Source organism: Prevotella sp. P6B1 (assembly GCF_000702825.1).
Taxonomy (GTDB): domain Bacteria; phylum Bacteroidota; class Bacteroidia; order Bacteroidales; family Bacteroidaceae; genus Prevotella.
Genome location: NZ_JNKF01000010.1, coordinates 357,572 through 376,704 on the forward strand (window position 1 = coordinate 357,572; position 19,133 = coordinate 376,704).

14 protein-coding genes are annotated in these 19,133 nt (G+C 43.3%); 11 read left to right on the forward strand and 3 right to left on the reverse strand.

Annotated elements, in window-relative coordinates; translation table 11 throughout:
* Nucleotides 1-470: 470 nt before the first annotated feature.
* Nucleotides 471-1,373: an AraC family transcriptional regulator gene (locus T495_RS15020; protein WP_051651804.1), complete on the forward strand. Its 903-nt coding sequence runs from the start codon at nt 471-473 to the stop codon at nt 1,371-1,373.
* A 38-nt stretch (nt 1,374-1,411) separates the two neighbouring features.
* Nucleotides 1,412-2,821: a phosphoglucosamine mutase gene (gene glmM, locus T495_RS0102510; RefSeq protein ID WP_051651805.1), complete on the forward strand. Its 1,410-nt coding sequence runs from the start codon at nt 1,412-1,414 to the stop codon at nt 2,819-2,821.
* A gap of 54 nt (nt 2,822-2,875) precedes the next feature.
* Here the strand turns inward: glmM and T495_RS0102515 are convergent, their stop codons facing one another.
* Complete coding sequence (locus tag T495_RS0102515) at nt 2,876-4,372, reverse strand: L-fucose/L-arabinose isomerase family protein (RefSeq protein ID WP_028902669.1); 1,497 nt, start codon at nt 4,370-4,372, stop codon at nt 2,876-2,878.
* Nucleotides 4,373-4,514: 142 nt separating this feature from the next.
* Here T495_RS0102515 and T495_RS0102520 point away from each other — a divergent pair, with 142 nt between their 5' ends.
* The 4 genes from T495_RS0102520 (at nt 4,515) to T495_RS0102535 (ending at nt 11,865) form a co-directional block, all read left to right on the forward strand.
* Nucleotides 4,515-5,504: a DUF3667 domain-containing protein gene (locus T495_RS0102520; RefSeq protein WP_033147455.1), complete on the forward strand. Its 990-nt coding sequence runs from the start codon at nt 4,515-4,517 to the stop codon at nt 5,502-5,504.
* 100 nt (nt 5,505-5,604) lie between these two features.
* The gene (gene leuS, locus T495_RS0102525; RefSeq protein ID WP_033147456.1) at nt 5,605-8,424 is read left to right on the forward strand and encodes a leucine--tRNA ligase; all 2,820 of its coding nucleotides are present in this window, start codon (nt 5,605-5,607) and stop codon (nt 8,422-8,424) included.
* Nucleotides 8,424-9,944 (forward strand): non-canonical purine NTP diphosphatase, encoded by a 1,521-nt coding sequence (locus tag T495_RS16260; protein WP_081831973.1) that lies wholly within the window; start codon nt 8,424-8,426, stop codon nt 9,942-9,944. Before leuS ends, T495_RS16260 begins: the two co-directional genes overlap by 1 nt.
* A 1-nt stretch (nt 9,945) precedes the next feature.
* Nucleotides 9,946-11,865: a two-component regulator propeller domain-containing protein gene (locus tag T495_RS0102535; RefSeq protein ID WP_033147457.1), complete on the forward strand. Its 1,920-nt coding sequence runs from the start codon at nt 9,946-9,948 to the stop codon at nt 11,863-11,865.
* Here the strand turns inward: T495_RS0102535 and T495_RS15750 are convergent.
* Both T495_RS15750 and nadA read right to left on the reverse strand, forming a co-directional pair.
* On the reverse strand, nt 11,788-12,021 hold the full coding sequence (locus T495_RS15750; protein WP_155993398.1) for a hypothetical protein: 234 nt from the start codon (nt 12,019-12,021) through the stop codon (nt 11,788-11,790). The two genes, T495_RS0102535 and T495_RS15750, sit on opposite strands and share 78 nt — an antisense overlap.
* A gap of 949 nt (nt 12,022-12,970) precedes the next feature.
* Nucleotides 12,971-13,918 (reverse strand): quinolinate synthase NadA, encoded by a 948-nt coding sequence (gene nadA, locus T495_RS0102540; protein WP_033147458.1) that lies wholly within the window; start codon nt 13,916-13,918, stop codon nt 12,971-12,973.
* A gap of 410 nt (nt 13,919-14,328) precedes the next feature.
* On the opposite strand from nadA, the gene T495_RS0102545 reads away from it, so the two are divergent.
* The 5 genes from T495_RS0102545 to metG all read left to right on the forward strand — a co-directional run bounded on the left by T495_RS0102545 (nt 14,329) and on the right by metG (nt 19,133).
* The gene (locus tag T495_RS0102545) at nt 14,329-14,859 is read left to right on the forward strand and encodes an RNA methyltransferase (RefSeq protein WP_028902664.1); all 531 of its coding nucleotides are present in this window, start codon (nt 14,329-14,331) and stop codon (nt 14,857-14,859) included.
* A 76-nt stretch (nt 14,860-14,935) separates the two neighbouring features.
* Nucleotides 14,936-15,613 carry an RNA polymerase sigma factor gene (locus tag T495_RS0102550; RefSeq protein WP_051651806.1) on the forward strand — a complete coding sequence of 226 codons (678 nt, stop codon included), beginning with the start codon at nt 14,936-14,938 and terminating at the stop codon, nt 15,611-15,613.
* A gap of 7 nt (nt 15,614-15,620) precedes the next feature.
* The gene (locus T495_RS0102555) at nt 15,621-16,067 is read left to right on the forward strand and encodes a DUF6108 family protein (RefSeq protein WP_033147459.1); all 447 of its coding nucleotides are present in this window, start codon (nt 15,621-15,623) and stop codon (nt 16,065-16,067) included.
* Between the two features lie 12 nt (nt 16,068-16,079).
* Nucleotides 16,080-16,964: a hypothetical protein gene (locus tag T495_RS0102560; RefSeq protein WP_033147460.1), complete on the forward strand. Its 885-nt coding sequence runs from the start codon at nt 16,080-16,082 to the stop codon at nt 16,962-16,964.
* A gap of 102 nt (nt 16,965-17,066) precedes the next feature.
* Nucleotides 17,067-19,133, forward strand: coding sequence for a methionine--tRNA ligase (metG, locus tag T495_RS0102565; RefSeq protein ID WP_033147461.1), 2,067 nt, complete (start codon nt 17,067-17,069; stop codon nt 19,131-19,133).

A 19,133-nucleotide genomic window follows, 5' to 3' on the forward strand; every position in this document is an offset into this window, starting at 1 on the left:
TTTGAATAAATTTTTCATCAGAGCGAGGTGTTAGATAAGATGTTTTTTGAAGAAGAGTCGGAGAAAGTGATATTTTTCTCCGACCCCTTGGTTCTTTGAGACAAATATTGCATGTAAGTAGATAAATTCTTGCGAGGTAAGGGCAAAGCTGTTATTTAGTAGGATTAAGGTAGGGTTTTAGTAGGATTAAAAGTGGATTATTGGTAGGATTAGAAATCCGTGTAACAATTTAATAATAAGCGTATTAAATTAAATTTGGTAGGATTAAAATGGAAAATAGAAAAAAAATAATCTAACTGATTAATACTCTATAACAGCTCAAGACAGAAAGGAACGGTTATTGAAGATGTGACATACTTTCAAAAAAAAGGCAATGACACTCTCGGAACATATAAAGTGACTCACAGAACATTGGTTTTTCGTTATTTATATCTACTTTTGCAGCCGAAAAGGTGAAGAATAGAACATTTATGGATATTAAAGACTTAAAACCAAGAAAGGGCGCAGGATGCCTGCGCATAGGCGACAGCGACGATCTGGTGCTGATGGATCACTTTAACGGACTGCCCGCAGGTAAGCTGAAACCGCTTGACCACGGGATTGTTGTGATATGTACCGCAGGAGTCGCACAGTTCGTATATGGTGGACAGACTTTTCAACTTACCAAGAACGAACTGTTTCTCTTTATGGCCTATTCGGTATTAGAGGACTTTATGTCATCAGCCGACTTTGACTGTAGAGCGGTCTGGTTCTCACGTGGCGAAACATGGAACATGAACATGTTTGCCAAAAGCAGTCTTTCCGACCTTCAACTGTTGCAGCAACATCCAAAGGCTTCGCTCTCTGATGTGGATGCTAAACTATTCGATAACTACTATCAGCAATTATCCCACCACATGCGCCATCACACGCAGCCCCTTTATCCCGACATTGTGCATTCCATCTTAGGCACCTTGCTATTAGAGGTACTCTCTGTACTGCGTCGTGCTGCAGAAAACACGCAAACAGCAGCTAAACATCAGGAAAGCAGCGGACTACACGGCAAGCAACTGGCTGATCGCTTCGTAGAACTGGTGGAAAAGAGCGATGGACGCATTCGCAGGGTTGACGAGTTTGCACAGATGCTGAATGTAACACCCAAATATCTGTCGAAGCTTATCATGACTACTCTCAACCGCAAACCAAGTACACTCATAAACTTCTTTACACTTAAAGCCATTGAGAACAGGCTACGGTTTACAGATATGACGATGCAGCAGATTGCTGACGATCTGAATTTCCCCAACGCCTCGTTCTTCGGTAAGTATTTCAAGGAGCATGCAGGGTCAACACCCATGGAGTTCCGACAGAAATATCACCAGAAAAAAAAATAAACACTAACAACGATTATAATAATACACGAAATTAAAGTATGACGCTTATTAAAACTATCTCAGGTATCCGTGGCACTATTGGCGGATATATCAGCGATTCACTTAACCCCATGGATATCGTCAGATATACAACGGCGTATGCCCAGTTTATCGACGGTAAGAAAATTGTTGTAGGGCGCGACTGTCGCAGGTCAGGACTCATGGTGCACAATATCGTAGTAGGCACCCTGATGGGCATGGGTTACGACGTGGTGGACATTGGTTGCGTATCTACTCCTACCACCTCACTCGCCGTACTCAGCACAGGTGCTGATGGCGGCATCATCATCACAGCATCGCACAACCCAGTAGACTGGAACGCCCTGAAGCTGCTTAACAGGCATGGAGAATATCTCAACGTAGTCGACTACCAGAAAATCCTATCTTATGCCGAAAACGGAAGGTTTAACTATGCCGATGTCTATCGACTGGGAAAACTGACTAGCGACAACAGCTTTCACCATCAACACATCAATGCCGTTCTCAATCTGAATCTGGTGGATGTTGCCGCCATCCGCAATCGTAAGTTCCGCGTATGCGTTGATACCATCAACTCCGTAGGAAGCATCATTCTGCCAGAGCTTTTCCAGGCTCTTAACGTTGATTTCGTCATCATTAATGGTAACCATACTGGCGATTTCAACCATAATCCCGATCTTCACGAAAAGAATCTGCATGGCATCATAGACAAGATGAAGAAAGACTGCTTCGATCTTGGTATTGTGGTCGATTCGGATGTGGACAGCGTGGCATTTATCTGTGAGGATGGCACCCTGTTTGGCGAGGAATATACACTGGTAGCAGCGGCCGATTATGTGTTAAGTCAGACCCCAGGTCATGTTGTCAGTGATATTAGTTGTACGCGTGCGCTACGCGATGTAACCCAGAAGTACGGTGGACGTTTCTACACTTCGACCGTAGGCGAGTCGAACGTTACAGAGAAGATGAAAGAGGTTGGGGCTGTGATAGGTGGAGATGGTAATGGTGGTATTATCTATCCAGAGCTACACTATGGTCGCGATGCGTTAGTCGGTATAGCCTTGATATTAACCAGACTGGCCCAGACGAAGTGCACGCTAAAAGAACTCCGCAATACACTACCCGACTACAAGATCATCAGGAATCATATCGACCTGACCTCAGATACAGATGTAGACTCTATCTTCATGGAGGTGAAAGAAAGGTTTGTAAAGGACACCAGCGCCTCAATCAATGATATAGATGGCCTGAAAATCGACTATCCGGATCGTTGGGTGCATCTACGTAAATCGAATACCGAACCTGTTGTCCGAGTATATAGCGAGGCCGAAACCATTGAACATGCCGACGACCTTGGAAACCAGCTCATGCGGTTCTTCTATAATCTACAGAAAGACCAGTTGCTCAGATCGAAGATACTAAGACATTAAGAAAAGCCGCAGCTCTTACGAGTTGCGGCTTGGTATTTAGATAAATCTATCGACTTATGCGAATGGATTCTCTGTTGGGTAGTAATCGCCCTTGGGGAAGTTGTAGTCGATCTCCTCAACGGGGATACCCATGTACTTGAGAACCTCCCACAGGTACTTACCAGCGTGCTCGAACATAACGGCAGCGTGGTGTGGGTAGTGCTTCTCAATGAGGACGTGACGATAGAAGCGGCTCATGTTCTTGATACCGAAGGTACCGATAGAACCGAATGAGCGTGTAGCTACTGGCAGGATCTCGCCCTGAGCGATATAAGCGCGGAGCTTAGTATCAGCCGTAGACTGCAGACGATATACAGTAGCCTTACCAGGCTTCAGGTCACCCTCGAGAGTACCGTTAGTAACCTCTACTGGCAGAGCGCGGGCCATAATGCGCTGGAAGCACATCTGGCAGTTGCAAACCTTAGAAGAAGCGGTGTTACCACAGTGGAAGCCCATGAAGATTTCCTTCTCTGTGTAGGTGTCGCACTCGAACTTCTTGCCCTTGATGCTCTCCTCGTACATATCCTGAGGTACAGAGTTGTTGATGTCGAGCAGTGTAACGGCATCCTCGGTGATACATGTTCCGATGTACTCTGACAGAGCACCATAGATATCTACCTCGCAAGCTACGGGGATACCACGGCTTGTAAGACGGCTGTTAACGTAGCAAGGAACGAAACCGAACATGGTCTGGAAAGCAGGCCAGCACTTGTTGGCCATAGCTACGAACTGGCGAGAACCCTTGTGACCCTCGATCCAGTCAGTCAGAGTGAGCTCATACTGAGCAAGCTTAGGCAGAACTGAAGGAATCTTGTTACCAGCACCGAGCTCCTTAGCCATATCAGCTACAACAGCGTCGATACGTGGGTCGCCCTGATGCTTCTGGAAAGCCTCGAGCAGGTCGAGCTCTGAGTTCTCCTCGATCTCAACATCGAGATCATACAGAGCGCGGATAGGAGCGTTACAAGCCAGGAAATTGTTTGGACGAGGACCGAAGCTGATGATCTTCAGGTTCTGCAGACCAACGATAGCACGAGCGATAGGCAGGAACTCGTGAATCATCTCAGCACACTGAGCAGCGTCGCCAACGGGCTCCTCAGGGATATAAGCGCGAGTCTTACGCAGGCTCAGAGCCTGGCTGGCGTTCAGCATACCGCAGTAAGCATCACCACGACCGTCGATCAGGTCGTTCTGAGTCTCCTCAGCAGCAGCGCAGAACATGGTTGGACCCTGGAACCAGTCAGCAATCATAGTCTCAGAAATCTCAGGACCAAAGTTACCAAGGTATACGCAGAGGGCGTTACATCCAGCCTTCTTTACGTCCTCAAGGGCCTGCTGAGCGTGGATTTCACTCTCAACGATACAGATAGGACACTCGTAGATGCCGTCCTTACCAAACTTCTCTTCATACTTAGCGATAACAGCCTTACGACGGTTAACAGCCAATGACTCGGGGAAACAGTCGCGAGATACAGCGACGATTCCTACTTTAATCTTAGGTACGTTGTTCATTTTTTGTAATTAAGTTATTAATGTAATAAATTTCGTTTCAAGCCACAAAGTTATAACAATATCTGTAAAATACAAAATAATTTAGGAAAAATAACAGGCAATGATACATTTATAATATATTTTTGTTACCTTTGCAATTGTTATGGAGCAGCTCAGAGAGAAATATAACAGGTTTAAGGCGTGGCAGGTAAGACCTCACGAGGTTAAAAAAATGACTGCCGAGAAGCATGTGTGCGCCACTTGCCAAACAGAATTTCATGGCAACTTCTGCCCACGATGCGGACAGAAAGCTGTCATCGGTCGTTACTCGTTCAAGACGGCTTTTCTGTTGTTTCTGGATGTCTGGGGACTGGGTAATCGAGGCATGTTCCGCACCATTCGCGATTTGCTGCTGCGTCCTGGCTATATGATTCGCGACTATCTGAACGGTATGCAGATGGCGTATTTCCCTCCTTTCAAGATGTTCTTCCTTGCTATAGCTTTATCTGTACTGGTTAGTTCTGGTTTAAACATCAGAATGGAGAATACCATAAAGAAGAAAGTGGAACATTTTAATAAAAGCTATAACGATTCAGTAAAGGAAGACCAAGAAGACAAGATAGACAAAAAGTCTTTTAGTGAAGTGGCCATCAATGACACCATAAACATAAACGGTAAAAAAATACCTTTTAAAAAATACGAAAATAGCGACAATTTTGAACTAAAAGGAAGAGAATACAGCTTAAAATTCTTTAAAACTTTAAAGAATTTTACAAACTGGGTTATGGATAACAAAACATTAGTAAATTTCCTTTTGCTGTTAGTACTTTCGGGCCCTATGTATTTCTTCTTTAGAAAAAATAAAAGATTTCCTGATGTACGCTATTCAGAGTTCTTTGTATCGATGGTTTACATTACAAATTTGATGACAATTATCGATATTATAGGAGGATTTTTCCTACCAGGTAATAGTTCTGTAGGTATATTCGCCTCTGCATTGAGCATCATACCACTTAAGCAGTTATACGGATATAGTTATTCTAAAACACTATTCAAGGTGTGTGCATCTTTTGCAATTCTTATCATAGCGGCTATTATACTGATATCTATAATTGTCGGTTTAGGTTGGCTATACCTTGAATATATACTTTAGTATATAATTTTTAGGATTTTCTCTTGGTGTTCTGCTTACTAATTTGTAACTTTGCACCCGCAATAATAATGTACGGAAACAAAATAATATACAAGATACAATGGAATACAATTTCAGAGACATCGAACAGAAATGGCAGAAGCGATGGGTAGACAATGGAACCTACCGCGTGGTTGAAGACAAGAACAAGAAAAAATTCTATGTACTGAACATGTTCCCCTACCCATCAGGAGCAGGTTTGCACGTAGGTCACCCACTTGGCTATATTGCCAGTGATATCTACGCTCGTTACAAGCGTCTGCAGGGTTTCAACGTACTGAACCCCATGGGATACGATGCTTACGGACTGCCTGCAGAACAGTATGCCATCCAGACTGGTCAGCATCCTGAAAAGACCACATTCGCTAATATCGACCGCTATCGCGAGCAGTTGGATAAGATTGGTTTCTCTTTCGACTGGGAGCGTGAGGTCCGCACCTGTGATCCCATCTATTACAAGTGGACACAGTGGGCTTTCCAGCGCATGTTCAAGAGCTATTACTCTACCTCATCTCATAAGGCTCAGCCAACCATCAAGCTGATTGAGCACTTCGAACTGATGGGTACCGAGAACTGTAACGCCCTTGGTACAGAAGAACTGCACTTCACTGCTGCCGAATGGAACGCTTTCTCAGAGAAGAAAAAACAGGAAGTGCTGATGAACTATCGTATAGCCTACCTGGCTGAAACAATGGTTAACTGGTGTCCTGCCCTTGGTACTGTACTGGCTAACGATGAGGTAATCAACGGTGTATCAGAGCGTGGTGGCTATCCTGTAGAACAGAAGAAGATGCGCCAGTGGTGTCTGCGTGTATCAGCTTATGCCCAGCGTCTGCTCGACGGTCTGGAGGATATCGACTGGACTGACTCGCTGAAGGAAACCCAGCGCAACTGGATTGGACGCTCTGAGGGTACTGAAGTTGAATTCAACGTAGCCGACTCTGACAAGCACTTCACCATCTTTACTACTCGTGCTGATACTATGTTTGGTGTAACCTTCATGGTACTGGCTCCAGAATCAGATCTCGTAGCTGAACTGACAACTGCCGATCAGAAGGCTGCTGTTGATGAGTACCTGACTTATGTAAAGAAGCGCACAGAGCGTGAGCGCCAGATGGACCACAAGGTAACAGGTGTGTTCTCGGGTAGCTACGCCATCAATCCATTTACTGACGAAAAAATCCCCATCTGGATTTCAGAATATGTACTGGCTGGTTATGGTACTGGTGCTATCATGGCCGTACCTGCTCACGATAGTCGTGACTATGCCTTTGCCAAGCACTTCAACCTGCCCATCATCCCATTGATTGAGGGTGCTGATGTAAGCGAGGAGAGTTATGATGCCAAGGAGGGTATTGTTTGCAACTCATCATCAGCTAAGTTCAGCTTGAATGGCCTGACTGTTAAGGAGGCCATCGCTGCCACCAAGAAATACGTTACTGAGCAGGGCTTGGGACGTGTCAAGGTGAACTACCGCTTGCGCGACGCCATCTTCTCTCGTCAGCGCTACTGGGGTGAGCCATTCCCTGTTTACTATAAGGACGACATGCCTTATATGATTCCAAAGGAGTGCCTGCCCTTGCAGCTGCCCGAAATCAGCGAGTATAAGCCTACAGAGACGGGTGAGCCACCATTGGGACGCGCTAAGATGTGGGCATGGGATACCAAGACCAACAAGGTGGTATCGAAGGACGAAATCGACAATAAGACCGTGTTCCCACTCGAGCTGAACACCATGCCTGGTTTCGCTGGTTCTTCAGCCTACTACCTGCGCTATATGGACCCCAAGAATGAGAATGCTCTCGTAGGTCGCGAGGCTGATGAATACTGGCGCAACGTCGACCTCTACGTAGGTGGTACAGAGCACGCTACAGGTCACCTGATCTACTCTCGTTTCTGGAATAAGTTCCTCTTCGATTCTGGTTACAGCTGCGAGGACGAACCATTCAAGAAACTGGTTAACCAGGGTATGATTCAGGGCCGCTCTAACTTCGTTTACCGTGTTGAGGACGAGGGTGCCGATAAGGGTAAGTTCGTGAGCCTGAACCTGAGAGGTAACTATAAGGATACCACACCTATTCACGTAGATGTGAACATCGTTTCAGCTGATGTCCTCGATGTTGAGGCCTTCAAGGCTTGGCGTCCGGAATACAACAATGCTGAGTTCATCCTCGAAGATGGAAAATACATCTGTGGCTGGGCTGTAGAGAAGATGTCGAAGTCGATGTTCAATGTGGTTAACCCCGACATGATTGTCGAGAAGTATGGTGCTGATACCCTGCGCCTCTACGAAATGTTCCTGGGTCCTGTTGAGCAGAGTAAGCCTTGGGATACCAATGGTATCGATGGCTGTCACCGCTTCCTGAAGAAGTTCTGGAACCTCTATCAGAACGGCTTCGAAGGCGAACCCACACCAGAGAGCCTCAAGAGTGTTCACAAACTCATCAAGAAGGTGTCTGGCGATATCGAGACCTTCAGCTACAACACCTCTATCTCTGCCTTCATGATCTGCGTGAACGAGCTTTCACAGCAGAAGTGTAAGAACAAGGAGCTGCTGAAGAACCTCGTTATTCTCATTGCACCATTCGCTCCTCATATCGCAGAGGAACTCTGGGAGACACTGGGCGAGCAGGGTAGTGTATGCGATGCTCAGTGGCCTAAATGGGATGAGCAGTATCTCGTTGAAAGTCAGGTGAAACTGGGCGTAGCTTTTAATGGTAAGACACGTTTCGATATGCAGTTTGCAGCTGATGCCGATAATAAGACCATCGAGGAAACTGTACTCGCCGATGAGCGTGCTCAGAAATACCTCGAAGGCTTCCAGATCGTTAAGGTTATCATCGTCCCTAAGCGTATGGTGAACATTGTTCTGAAGAAATAATGACTATCGATCATAAGATTATATGGGATGAGGTCAAGGACTATATGTTTATAGCCCTTGGCCTACTTCTTTATACCATCGCCTTCACTGTATTCCTGATGCCCTATCAGATTGTGGCTGGAGGCGTAACTGGTTTATCAGCTATTATTTACTACGCCACAGGTTTCCATCTGGAGAACACCTATATCATCATCAACGGCATTCTGCTGTTGGTTGCCTTGAAGATATTAGGCTTAAAATTCCTGATGAAGACCATTTTTGCCATTTTTACGCTTTACTTCATGCTGAAGTTTGCGCAGGATATTATTCCAAAGCAGGAAAACGGCTTACCGTTTAAGCTCATGGGCGAGGGGCAGGACTTTATGTCGATGATTATCGGATGTGTGATTACAGGTATCGCACTGGCTACCGTATTCTTGCATAATGGTTCCACTGGTGGTACCGATATCATAGCTGCATCAGTCAATAAGTACCATCCTGCCGTATCGTTGGGTAACGTACTGATTGCTGCCGACTTCTGTATCATCGGCTCGTGTATGTTCTTCCCGCAGTTCGGCACTTATCTCGAACGTGCCCATAAGGTGATGTTCGGTTTCTGCGTGATGGCTATGGAGAATTATACACTCGACTATGTGATGAATGCCCGTCGCCAGTCGGTACAGTTCATGATTTTCACTCGTAAATGGCAGGAGATAGCCAACGCTATCGGTACCGAAACCAAGCATGGTGTAACCATTCTGGACGGTCACGGCTGGTACACAGGAAAACAAGTAAAAGTACTTTGTATCCTGGCCAGAAAGAACGAGAGTGTATATATCTTCCGTCTCATCAAGATGATCGACCCCAACGCCTTTGTATCGCAGTCGAGCGTTATCGGTGTATATGGCGAAGGCTTCGATGAGATGAAGGTTAAAATCAAGAATATCGAAGAAAAGAAAAAGATGAAAATAGTATTTGCCACCAATAATCTGAATAAACTCAGCGAGGTTAGAAAGATACTTGGTAATAAGTTCGAAATACTCTCACTCAAGGATATCGGCTGTTTTGACGACATCCCAGAAAAAGGACAGACACTGAAAGATAATGCACTTATCAAGGCTCAGTGGGTGTACGAAAAGTATCACGTGAACTGCTTTGCCGATGATACAGGTCTGGAGGTAGATGCGCTTGGAGGAGCACCTGGTGTATATAGCGCCAGATATGCAGGAGGAGAAGGGCACGACTCAGAGGCAAACATGAAAAAACTGCTTTCTGAACTTGATAACATCGATAATCGTAAAGCACGCTTCCGTACCGTCATTGCGTTGATCATTGATGGAAAAGTCAGGACCTTTGATGGTATTGTAAACGGTGCTATCACACAAGCAAAACGAGGTGGCGAAGGCTTTGGATATGATCCCATATTCCAACCCGATGGTTACGATAAGACTTTTGCAGAGTTGGGATTGGATATCAAGAATAATATCAGTCACAGAGCAAGAGCCGTTGCGAAACTCGCAGATTATCTATTAAAGAAATAGTATGAAAAGGTTGTTCGCCATCGTATTTTCTGTATGCTATTGCTTTCTGGCTATAGCGCAGATTGGTACATGGCGCAACTACCTGGCATACTACGATGTCCAGCAGATCTGTAAGGCCGATAACCAGCTCTTTGTATTAGCCTCAAACGGGTTGTATCAGTATAATCTGGACGACCAAAGTATCACCACCTATGATAAGGCTAACGGACTGAATGATACATTTATCACCCACATTGCCTGGAATCAGAAAGCCAAGCGCCTGATAGCAGTTTACAAGGACTCCAACATCGATCTGATAGATATCAATGGAGATGTCATCAATATCTCAGCGCTCTACACCAAGTCGATGACTGAGGATAAAACGGTAACAGCTATCAGTATTGATGGTGTCTATGCCTATCTCACCACCAGCTTTGCTATTATAAAGGTAAATATGCAGAAGGCTGAGATATCTGACACCTACACCAAGAACCATCCAGAATATCCAAGCACTCTGCAACCTTACAAGGATGATTACGATAGCTATTATTCTATTGTATCAACCTTGAAACCTGGCGGCCCCAAGTATAACTATTTCTATGAAATGAAGTTCTATAACAATAAACTTTATACTTGTGGTGGATTATATCAGCCTTTGGAAGATTTACAACGCCCTGGAACCATTCAGGTAATGGATCTGAACCACGATTGGCAGATATTCGATGACAATTTAAAAGCATCTACGCAACATGCATATGTAGATATTGACTGTATCGATATTGATCCTACAGACAACAACCACGTGTTTGCCGCTGGACGAACAGGACTCTATGAGTTTCAGAATGGACAGTTCATTAAAGCATACAATATAGATAACAGTGAACTAAAATCCACTTTTCAGGATGATCTCAATAAAGACTATGTGATAGTCAATGCACTACAGTTTGATAAAGATGGAAAACTATGGATGATTCAAAGTCTGAATACCTATAATAAACTCCTGGCATTAAATCAGGATGGCTCATGGGAAAAGAAGGATTTCAGTCTTTTCAATACTTATGGTAGCGCCTTGTCACCTAATAATATATTAGGAAACGCCCGCAATCTATTCTTCGATTCAAAAGGTTATCTATGGTTTGCTCATGACCATTATGATACACCAGCTATCTATCGATATGATATCAATCATAATCAATCGAAGGAATATACTAAATTCGTAAACCAAGACGGCAGTACATTCCAAATCAATTATGGTGTAAGATGCCTGACTGAAGATAAAGATGGCAATATGTGGTTAGGCACGAGTAATGGACCACTCATGCTTGAATCATCGCAAATAGAACAAAATAATCCTGTCTATACACAAGTGAAAGTACCTCGTAACGATGGTACAAATTATGCTGATTATCTGTTGGCAGGCCTTGATATAACCTCTATCGCTATCGATGGTGCCAATCGTAAATGGTTTGCCACCAATGGTGATGGCGTTTATCTGATCAGTGCTGATAATCTGCAGCAGATACAACACTTCACCACAAACAACAGTCCGCTCATTTCAAACGTTGTTTATGCTATCACCATTAATCAGAAGTCTGGCGAGGTATTCTTTGCCACTGATCAAGGATTATGTTCCTATATAAGCGATGCTACAGAAACTAATCAGGAAGAAATGACATCCAGTAATGTTATAGCCTATCCTAATCCTGTAGAACCCGATTATACAGGATTGATAACCATTACTGGACTATCATTTAACGCTGATGTGAAGATTCTGTCGTCGAACGGAGCGTTAGTGAACGAAGGACATAGTAACGGTGGTAGCTATACCTGGGATGGACGCGACCAAAAAGGAAGAAAGGTAGCTTCAGGCATTTATATGGTTACTACCGCTACCAGCGATGGTAAACGAGGAACGGTTTGCAAGATAGCCATCATTCATTAATAATATCAAGAAAGGCAACGACATATCCAGATAGGTAATATCGTAAGCCGAATCGAATAATTCGTTCCAGTTGTCATTCAAATACATGTTATGTACAAAGGTGACAACAACCAGTACTATCAGAATAATAGCCACATTAAACATATATCTCATCATATTTTTATTCCACGTTAGGGAATAATAGATGCCTAACGGGATAAAAATAATAAAGTCGGATAAATGACCTTGACGCGACTGTAAAACGAATGGATTGTATTCGAAGAATAACAGCATATCACTATTCCATAATAAAAACGGTAGAAAAGTAAGGGCAAATACCGTTAATACAATACACGGGAATAGTAATCTGACAAGCCATTTAGAGCGAATATAATCATTAAAAAAGTAAACTATCAATGGGATAATGGCACTGAAACGAGTACTCATTATGAATCCACACATGACAGCCAATGATAACCAATGCTCAGATAGTAGAATATGATGTTTATGTAATAGTATGACCACAGTACACACTAAAAGAAAATTGGTCAGCATATCACTTCTTGTCAACACCTCATAAACGTATGCTGGCGAGAGTAATAAGAATAACAGCGCTAAACATGCTGTTTTAATATCAAAAGCAGTATAGACAGCATACGTAAACAATACACTTACAAAGGCAATAGAAAGTCCTACGTTACCTAATATATAAAAAGGTATATGGAACAGTTGCCACACAGGAAAAGGTGATCCATAACCGCCTAAATGCGTCTGAGCAGCATACGGATAAAGACCATCAAACAAATACTTAATAAAATTATGTATGGCCGACCATCTGTCTACTTGTATCTGGTAGGGATCTATATAGCATTGTATGACTATTAACGAAACAAACAGAACTGAAAGAATAGACCATACAATACTATACCCCTTTTCAATTTTCTGAACAAAGTGCTTTATGGAGACAATACAAACGAAATAAAAAATAATTAAAAGAATACATTGAGACAATGGAAGAAAACGTAATCCATATTTCAGAATAAACAACATATTTATAACTGAATACATGAATAGCGCTATATCACCAATATGCTGTCTCAATATATTCTTTATCATATCATAAGCTTTAGCTCAACTCAAGCATTCTTTCTATAGGCTTAACGGCCTTTTGAGCTATCTCAGGATCTACTTCGATTTGAGGATTTTCGTTCTTCAAACAGTTATAAACCTTTTCAAGTGTATTCAACTTCATATAATTACACTCGTTACAGCTGCATTCTAAGCCGCTCTCGCTTATTTCTGGTGGAACAGGGATAAATTCCTTATCAGGACAGGTACGTTGCATCTCGTGCAGAATGCCAGCCTCTGTGGCCACAATAAACTGCTTCTTATCGCTCTGCTGAGCATAGTTCAACATCGTAGCAGTTGATCCCTTTACTTCAGCTACAGCCAAAACTGGAGCCTTACATTCCAAGTGAGCCATCACAACTGCATCAGGATACTGTTTCTTCAGTTCCAGGATCTTTGATACAGAGAAACGTTCGTGTACATGACAACCACCATTCCAAAGCAACATCTGTCGGCCTGTTACCTCATTAATGTAATTACCAAGATTATAATCTGGACCAAATATCAGTTTGGCATCCTTTGGCAACTGATCAACAACCTTCTTGGCATTACCACTGGTCACTACCACATCAGTCAATGCTTTCACAGCTGCAGTAGTGTTCACATAACTGATAACCTGATAACCAGGATGCTCATCCTTGAACTTCTTCAAGTCTTCAGCCTTACAGCTATCAGCCAATGAACAACCTGCATTCAGATCAGGACAAAGAACCATCTTATCCGGTGATAGCAGTTTACATGTCTCTGCCATAAAATGAACACCACACATCACCATTACTTTAGCATCAGTCTCAGCAGCCTTACGTGCCAATGCCAATGAATCACCTACAAAGTCGGCGATATCCTGAATATCACCTATTGTATAATAGTGAGCAAGAATGATAGCATCCTTCTCCTTACATAACTTACGAATTTCAGCTTTCAGCTCCTCTGTTTTCAACACCATATAATATTTATTTTTCTTTTTATCTTTTATTTAAAAAATAGAATAAGTAGTATGATATGCCGTGAATATCTTGATAACTTTTTGATGATTTTCTTGCAAGTTTACTTATCCAATCAGTATTTTGGCTTTTCAACATACATGACTAATTCTTTCTCTCTGATAATGAACCACTAAGCATACTTATCCACAATTTTCAATTTTGGTGCAAAATTAATAAGTTTATTATTTATTTCAGCAAAAAACTGTGGAAATCTTACGAAAAAGGGTATAATAAACCTGTGGATATCCTCAAATAGGAGTGAGGATAGGGTAATTAACAATTTATTAGTAACGTTATCCACACACTTATCAACAGGTTTTTCCACAATTATTTGGTAGATTGTTTTCTAAATATTAACTTTGCAGGCAGAATGAAGAAGTTACGTACAATAGAAATGGAACGTCTGTCTGTTGACGAATTTAAACAGGCAGATAAGTTACCACTGATTGTGGTGCTGGATGATGTGCGCTCGATGCATAATGTGGGTAGTGTTTTCCGTACGGGTGATGCTTTCCGTATCGAGGCGGTTTATCTTTGTGGTATTACCAGTACACCTCCAATGGCAGAGATTCATAAGACTGCTCTTGGTGCTGAGGATAGTGTAGCTTGGAAATATTTCGATACGGCACTTGAGGCAGTTGAGACATTAAAGGCTGAAGGTTATGAAGTTTATTCTGTTGAACAGGCTCATGGTTCAACCATGCTTCAGAACTTCACACCTATTAATAATAAGAAGTATGCCGTAGTGTTAGGCAACGAGGTAAAAGGTGTGCATCAGGAAGTCATCGATGCTTCGGATGGTTGTTTAGAGATACCTCAGTTTGGTACCAAACACTCCATGAATGTATCAGTGACAGGTGGTATCATTATCTGGCATTTTGCTAAAAACATCATTCTTTGAAAAAAAGTTGTTGCTTTGATGTCACAATTCTAAACATTCTGCGTATATAAGGTAAAAAGCAACAAATAAAAAAAGAATGACAGCAGAGGAGTTCCAACAACAGGCAGAAGGGCTGAGGCTTCAACTGATCAGTATAGCTCAGAGATATCTGGGCAACACTGATGAAGCTGAGGACATCGTACAGGATACGATGATAAAACTCTGGCTGATGCGTGAACAGTTGGTATCGCCTATAACTGGTTTTGCTAACATGGTTACTCGTAACCTCTGTGTCGATTATCTGCGTAAAAAGCAACCTGTAGTCAATATTTCACAAATAACCTGTGAAGAAGATTTCAGTGATGATGGTGAGCAGATAGATCAGTTGTTGAAGGTTATTGATACATTGCCTTCAACACAGAGAACAATTCTTCGTATGCATCATCTTCAGGGTATGAAAACCAAGGAGATTGCCATCGTGCTTGGTTCTTCTGAAGTAGCTGTCCGAAAAACACTAAGTCGTGCCAGATCAGTAGTTCGTCAACGTTTGATAGCTATATTCGCTGCTGCATCGTTGCTGATAGGCATATCGATGATGACTGTTCATCTGCTGAAAGTTGAAAGCAGCGATGAGTGTGTGGCTTATGTATATGGTAAGAAATATACCGATCAGCAGACAGTGATGGCTGAGATGAAGCGAACGATGGGGGAGATGACTGAGGATAATACTCAGAATGAGATAGAACAACAGTTGAACGATTTATTTAGCAATTAGTAGAGATATGAAACGAGTACTGATGATTTTCATGGCGTGTTTTTGGATGCTGCTTACAGCCAAGGCACAGAGTGGGCTGAATATAGAACCTCTCTTTGCTGGGAAGATTATCCCTCAGCAGCGAATGGTTGAAACACGAGTAAAAGGTAGGATGCTCTCCAAGTATCAGCTTACCTTATTCCGCAGTGTGCGCTTTCAGGCCAACAACAAACAGGAGATAACTCGTGTGCACGATCTGATAGAACTCGATAAGAAAAAGCATCCTAACAATATTTATTCAGAGAACTACTCCAGTACCAAGAGCCGTTCAAAAGAAACCCTGATGCTACAGCTATCCAAAGAGGGTAACCACAACCGTTTTCTGTGCTACAAGCGTAGTAACGATGAAGTTACGGTTATCTATATGGAAGGTGCGCTCAATTCGCTGGATACATTACGAGAATTAATTAAATAAAGGTATAACGATATGAAAAAGCTATTTATTCTATTACTTATGGCTATATCAGCCACAGTTAATGCAACCACAGTTACCGATAACGACACGCTGACTATCCTGAAACCTCAGAAGGTGCGCATCATTACTGGCGATTCCATCCAGAAAGTGAAGGTTTATGGACGTGAGAATGATGATAAGTACACTTACGAAAGTAAAATTCTGTTGGTTGACTCTAACTATGTGAGTGAGACAAGTATCAATAAAGATACCTGGAACTTTGATTTTGTAAAGAAACATAGCAGAGGTACAGGTTATCCGTTGAAATCAAATAATGCCAGTATGCGTCTGGCTGTTGGTCTTACCTATGGTGCTAATGCAAAATACAATAGCTCGCAGTCGATAGGTAGTTCATGGGAGATTATGTGGACCATCATGGAATGGGAGAAATATAAGTACGGACAGCATAACGGTTTTTCAATAGGCTTTGGTGTTGATTGGCGTAATTTCCGTATCGATGGTCGTCAGTATTTTTATAAAGCCAATGATGGCATGCTGTCAGAGCAGAATTATCCTGTAGGATATGAGCCCGATTTCTCACGTATAAAGGTGTTCAGTCTGCAGATTCCTGTAATGTGGAAGTATCGTACCAAGAAAATGACTTTCGGCTTAGGTCCTGTCATCAATTTCAATACCTATGCCAGCATTAAGAACAAATATCGCGATGCTGATGGTAATAAGCATAAGGATGTGTATAAGCAGATTCATCAGCGCCCTATCACAGTTGATATCATGGGCGAGGTAAGTATCCATAACTGGGTGAGCATCTATGCCAAATACTCGCCAATGAGCATCCTGAATTCAACTTATGGTGATGGTATCAATTTCCACCCTGTATCGTTTGGCGTATATTTCTGATACTCTTTAGGTAATAATAACAAAGAAATCCCACAGAAGTTTTGTTTTCTGTGGGATTTTTCGTAATTTTGCAGCCAAAATAATAAATACGTATTTAAGGAAATGGAAAACAAGACTTACAAGCGTACGACCGTAACGTCGGCGCTACCATACGCTAATGGCGGCGTACATATCGGACACCTGGCTGGTGTGTATGTACCTGCTGATATCTATGTGCGTTATCTTCGCTTGAAGAAGCGCGAGGTATTGTTCATCGGCGGAAGTGATGAGCATGGTGTGCCCATTACCGTTCGTGCCCGTAAAGAGGGTATCACTCCTCAGGATGTAGTTGACCGCTATCATAAGATGATTAAGGATTCGTTCGAGGAGTTTGGTATCTCATTCGATATCTATAGCCGTACTACCAGCGAGACTCACCATAAGTTTGCTGCAGAGTGGTTTAAGAAACTCTACGACGAGGGTAAGCTGACTGAGGAGACAACTGAGCAGCTGTACGACGAGGAGGCTAAGCAGTTCCTGGCCGACCGCTATGTAACTGGTGAGTGCCCACACTGCCACAACGAAGGTGCCTATGGCGACCAGTGTGAGAAGTGCGGACGCGACCTTTCGCCAACAGAGCTGATTAATCCAAAGTCAACTATCTCAGGCTCTACTCCTGTACTGAAGAAGACCAAGAACTGGTATCTGCCTTTGAACGAGTATCAGGATTGGTTGAAGCAGTGGATCCTGGAGGAGCACAAAGAGTGGCGCCCCAACGTATATGGACAGTGTAAGAGCTGGTTGGATATGGATCTGCAGCCACGTGCTATGACTCGCGACTTGGATTGGGGTATCCCCGTACCTGTAAAGGATGCTGAGGGTAAAGTACTCTATGTATGGTTCGATGCGCCTATCGGCTATGTATCAAACACCAAGGAGCTTTGTGAGAAGGAGCCCGAGAAGTGGGGCAACTGGGAGAAGTGGTGGCAGGATGAGGATACTCGTCTGGTTCACTTCATCGGTAAGGATAATATCGTGTTCCACTGCATCATCTTCCCTGTGATGATGAAGGCTCACGGCAAGTATATCATGCCTGATAACGTACCAGCCAACGAGTTCCTGAACCTTGAGAACGATAAGATTTCAACCTCTCGTAACTGGGCTGTATGGCTCCACGAGTATCTGGTTGATATGCCTGGCAAGCAGGATGTATTGCGCTATGTACTGACAGCCAATGCGCCTGAGACAAAGGATAATAACTTTACTTGGAAGGATTTCCAGGATCGCAATAACAATGAGTTGGTTGCTGTTTACGGTAACTTCGTAAATCGTGCCCTCCAGCTCACTAAGAAGTACTGGAACGGTGTAGTTCCTGCTTGTGGCGAGTTGCAGGATGTAGATAAGCAGACCCTTGAGGAGTTCAAGGATGTAAAGGCTAAGGTTGAGGCTCTGCTGGAGCAGTTCAAATTCCGCGATGCCCAGTTTGAGGCTATGAACCTGGCTCGTATCGGTAACCGCTATATCACAGAGTGCGAGCCTTGGAAGGTTTGGAAGACTGACCCCAAGCGTTGTGAGACTATCCTGAATATCTGTTTGCAGCTCACAGCTAACCTCGCTATCGCCTTCGAGCCATTCCTGCCATTCAGCAGTAAGAAGCTCCGCGAGATGCTGAACATTAGCAACTTCGAGTGGGAGCAGCTGGGAAGCACCGACCTCCTGGAGGCTGGTCATCAGCTGGGCGAGCCTGCTCTGCTGTTCGAGAAGATTGAGGATGAGGTCATCCAGAAGCAGCTTGATAAGCTTGAGGCTACCAAGAAAGCCAACGAGGCTGCTAACTATAAGGCTGCTCCTATCAAGGATACTGTTAGCTTCGAGGAGTTCGAGAAGCTTGATATCCGTGTCGGATTAGTAAAAGATTGTCAGAAGGTTAAGAAGAGTAAGAAGCTCCTGCAGTTCACCATCGACGATGGTTCTGGCGTTGATCGTACCATCTGCTCTGGTATTGCTGCTTTCTACGAGAAGCCAGAGGAATTGATAGGTAAGCGTATCCTCTTTGTAGCCAACTTTGCTCCACGTACCATGATGGGTATCGAGAGTCAGGGTATGATTCTCTCTGCCGTTGATGCCGATGAGAGTCTGAGTGTAGTAACCACAACAAAGGACGTAAAGCCTGGTAGTCAGGTAGGATAA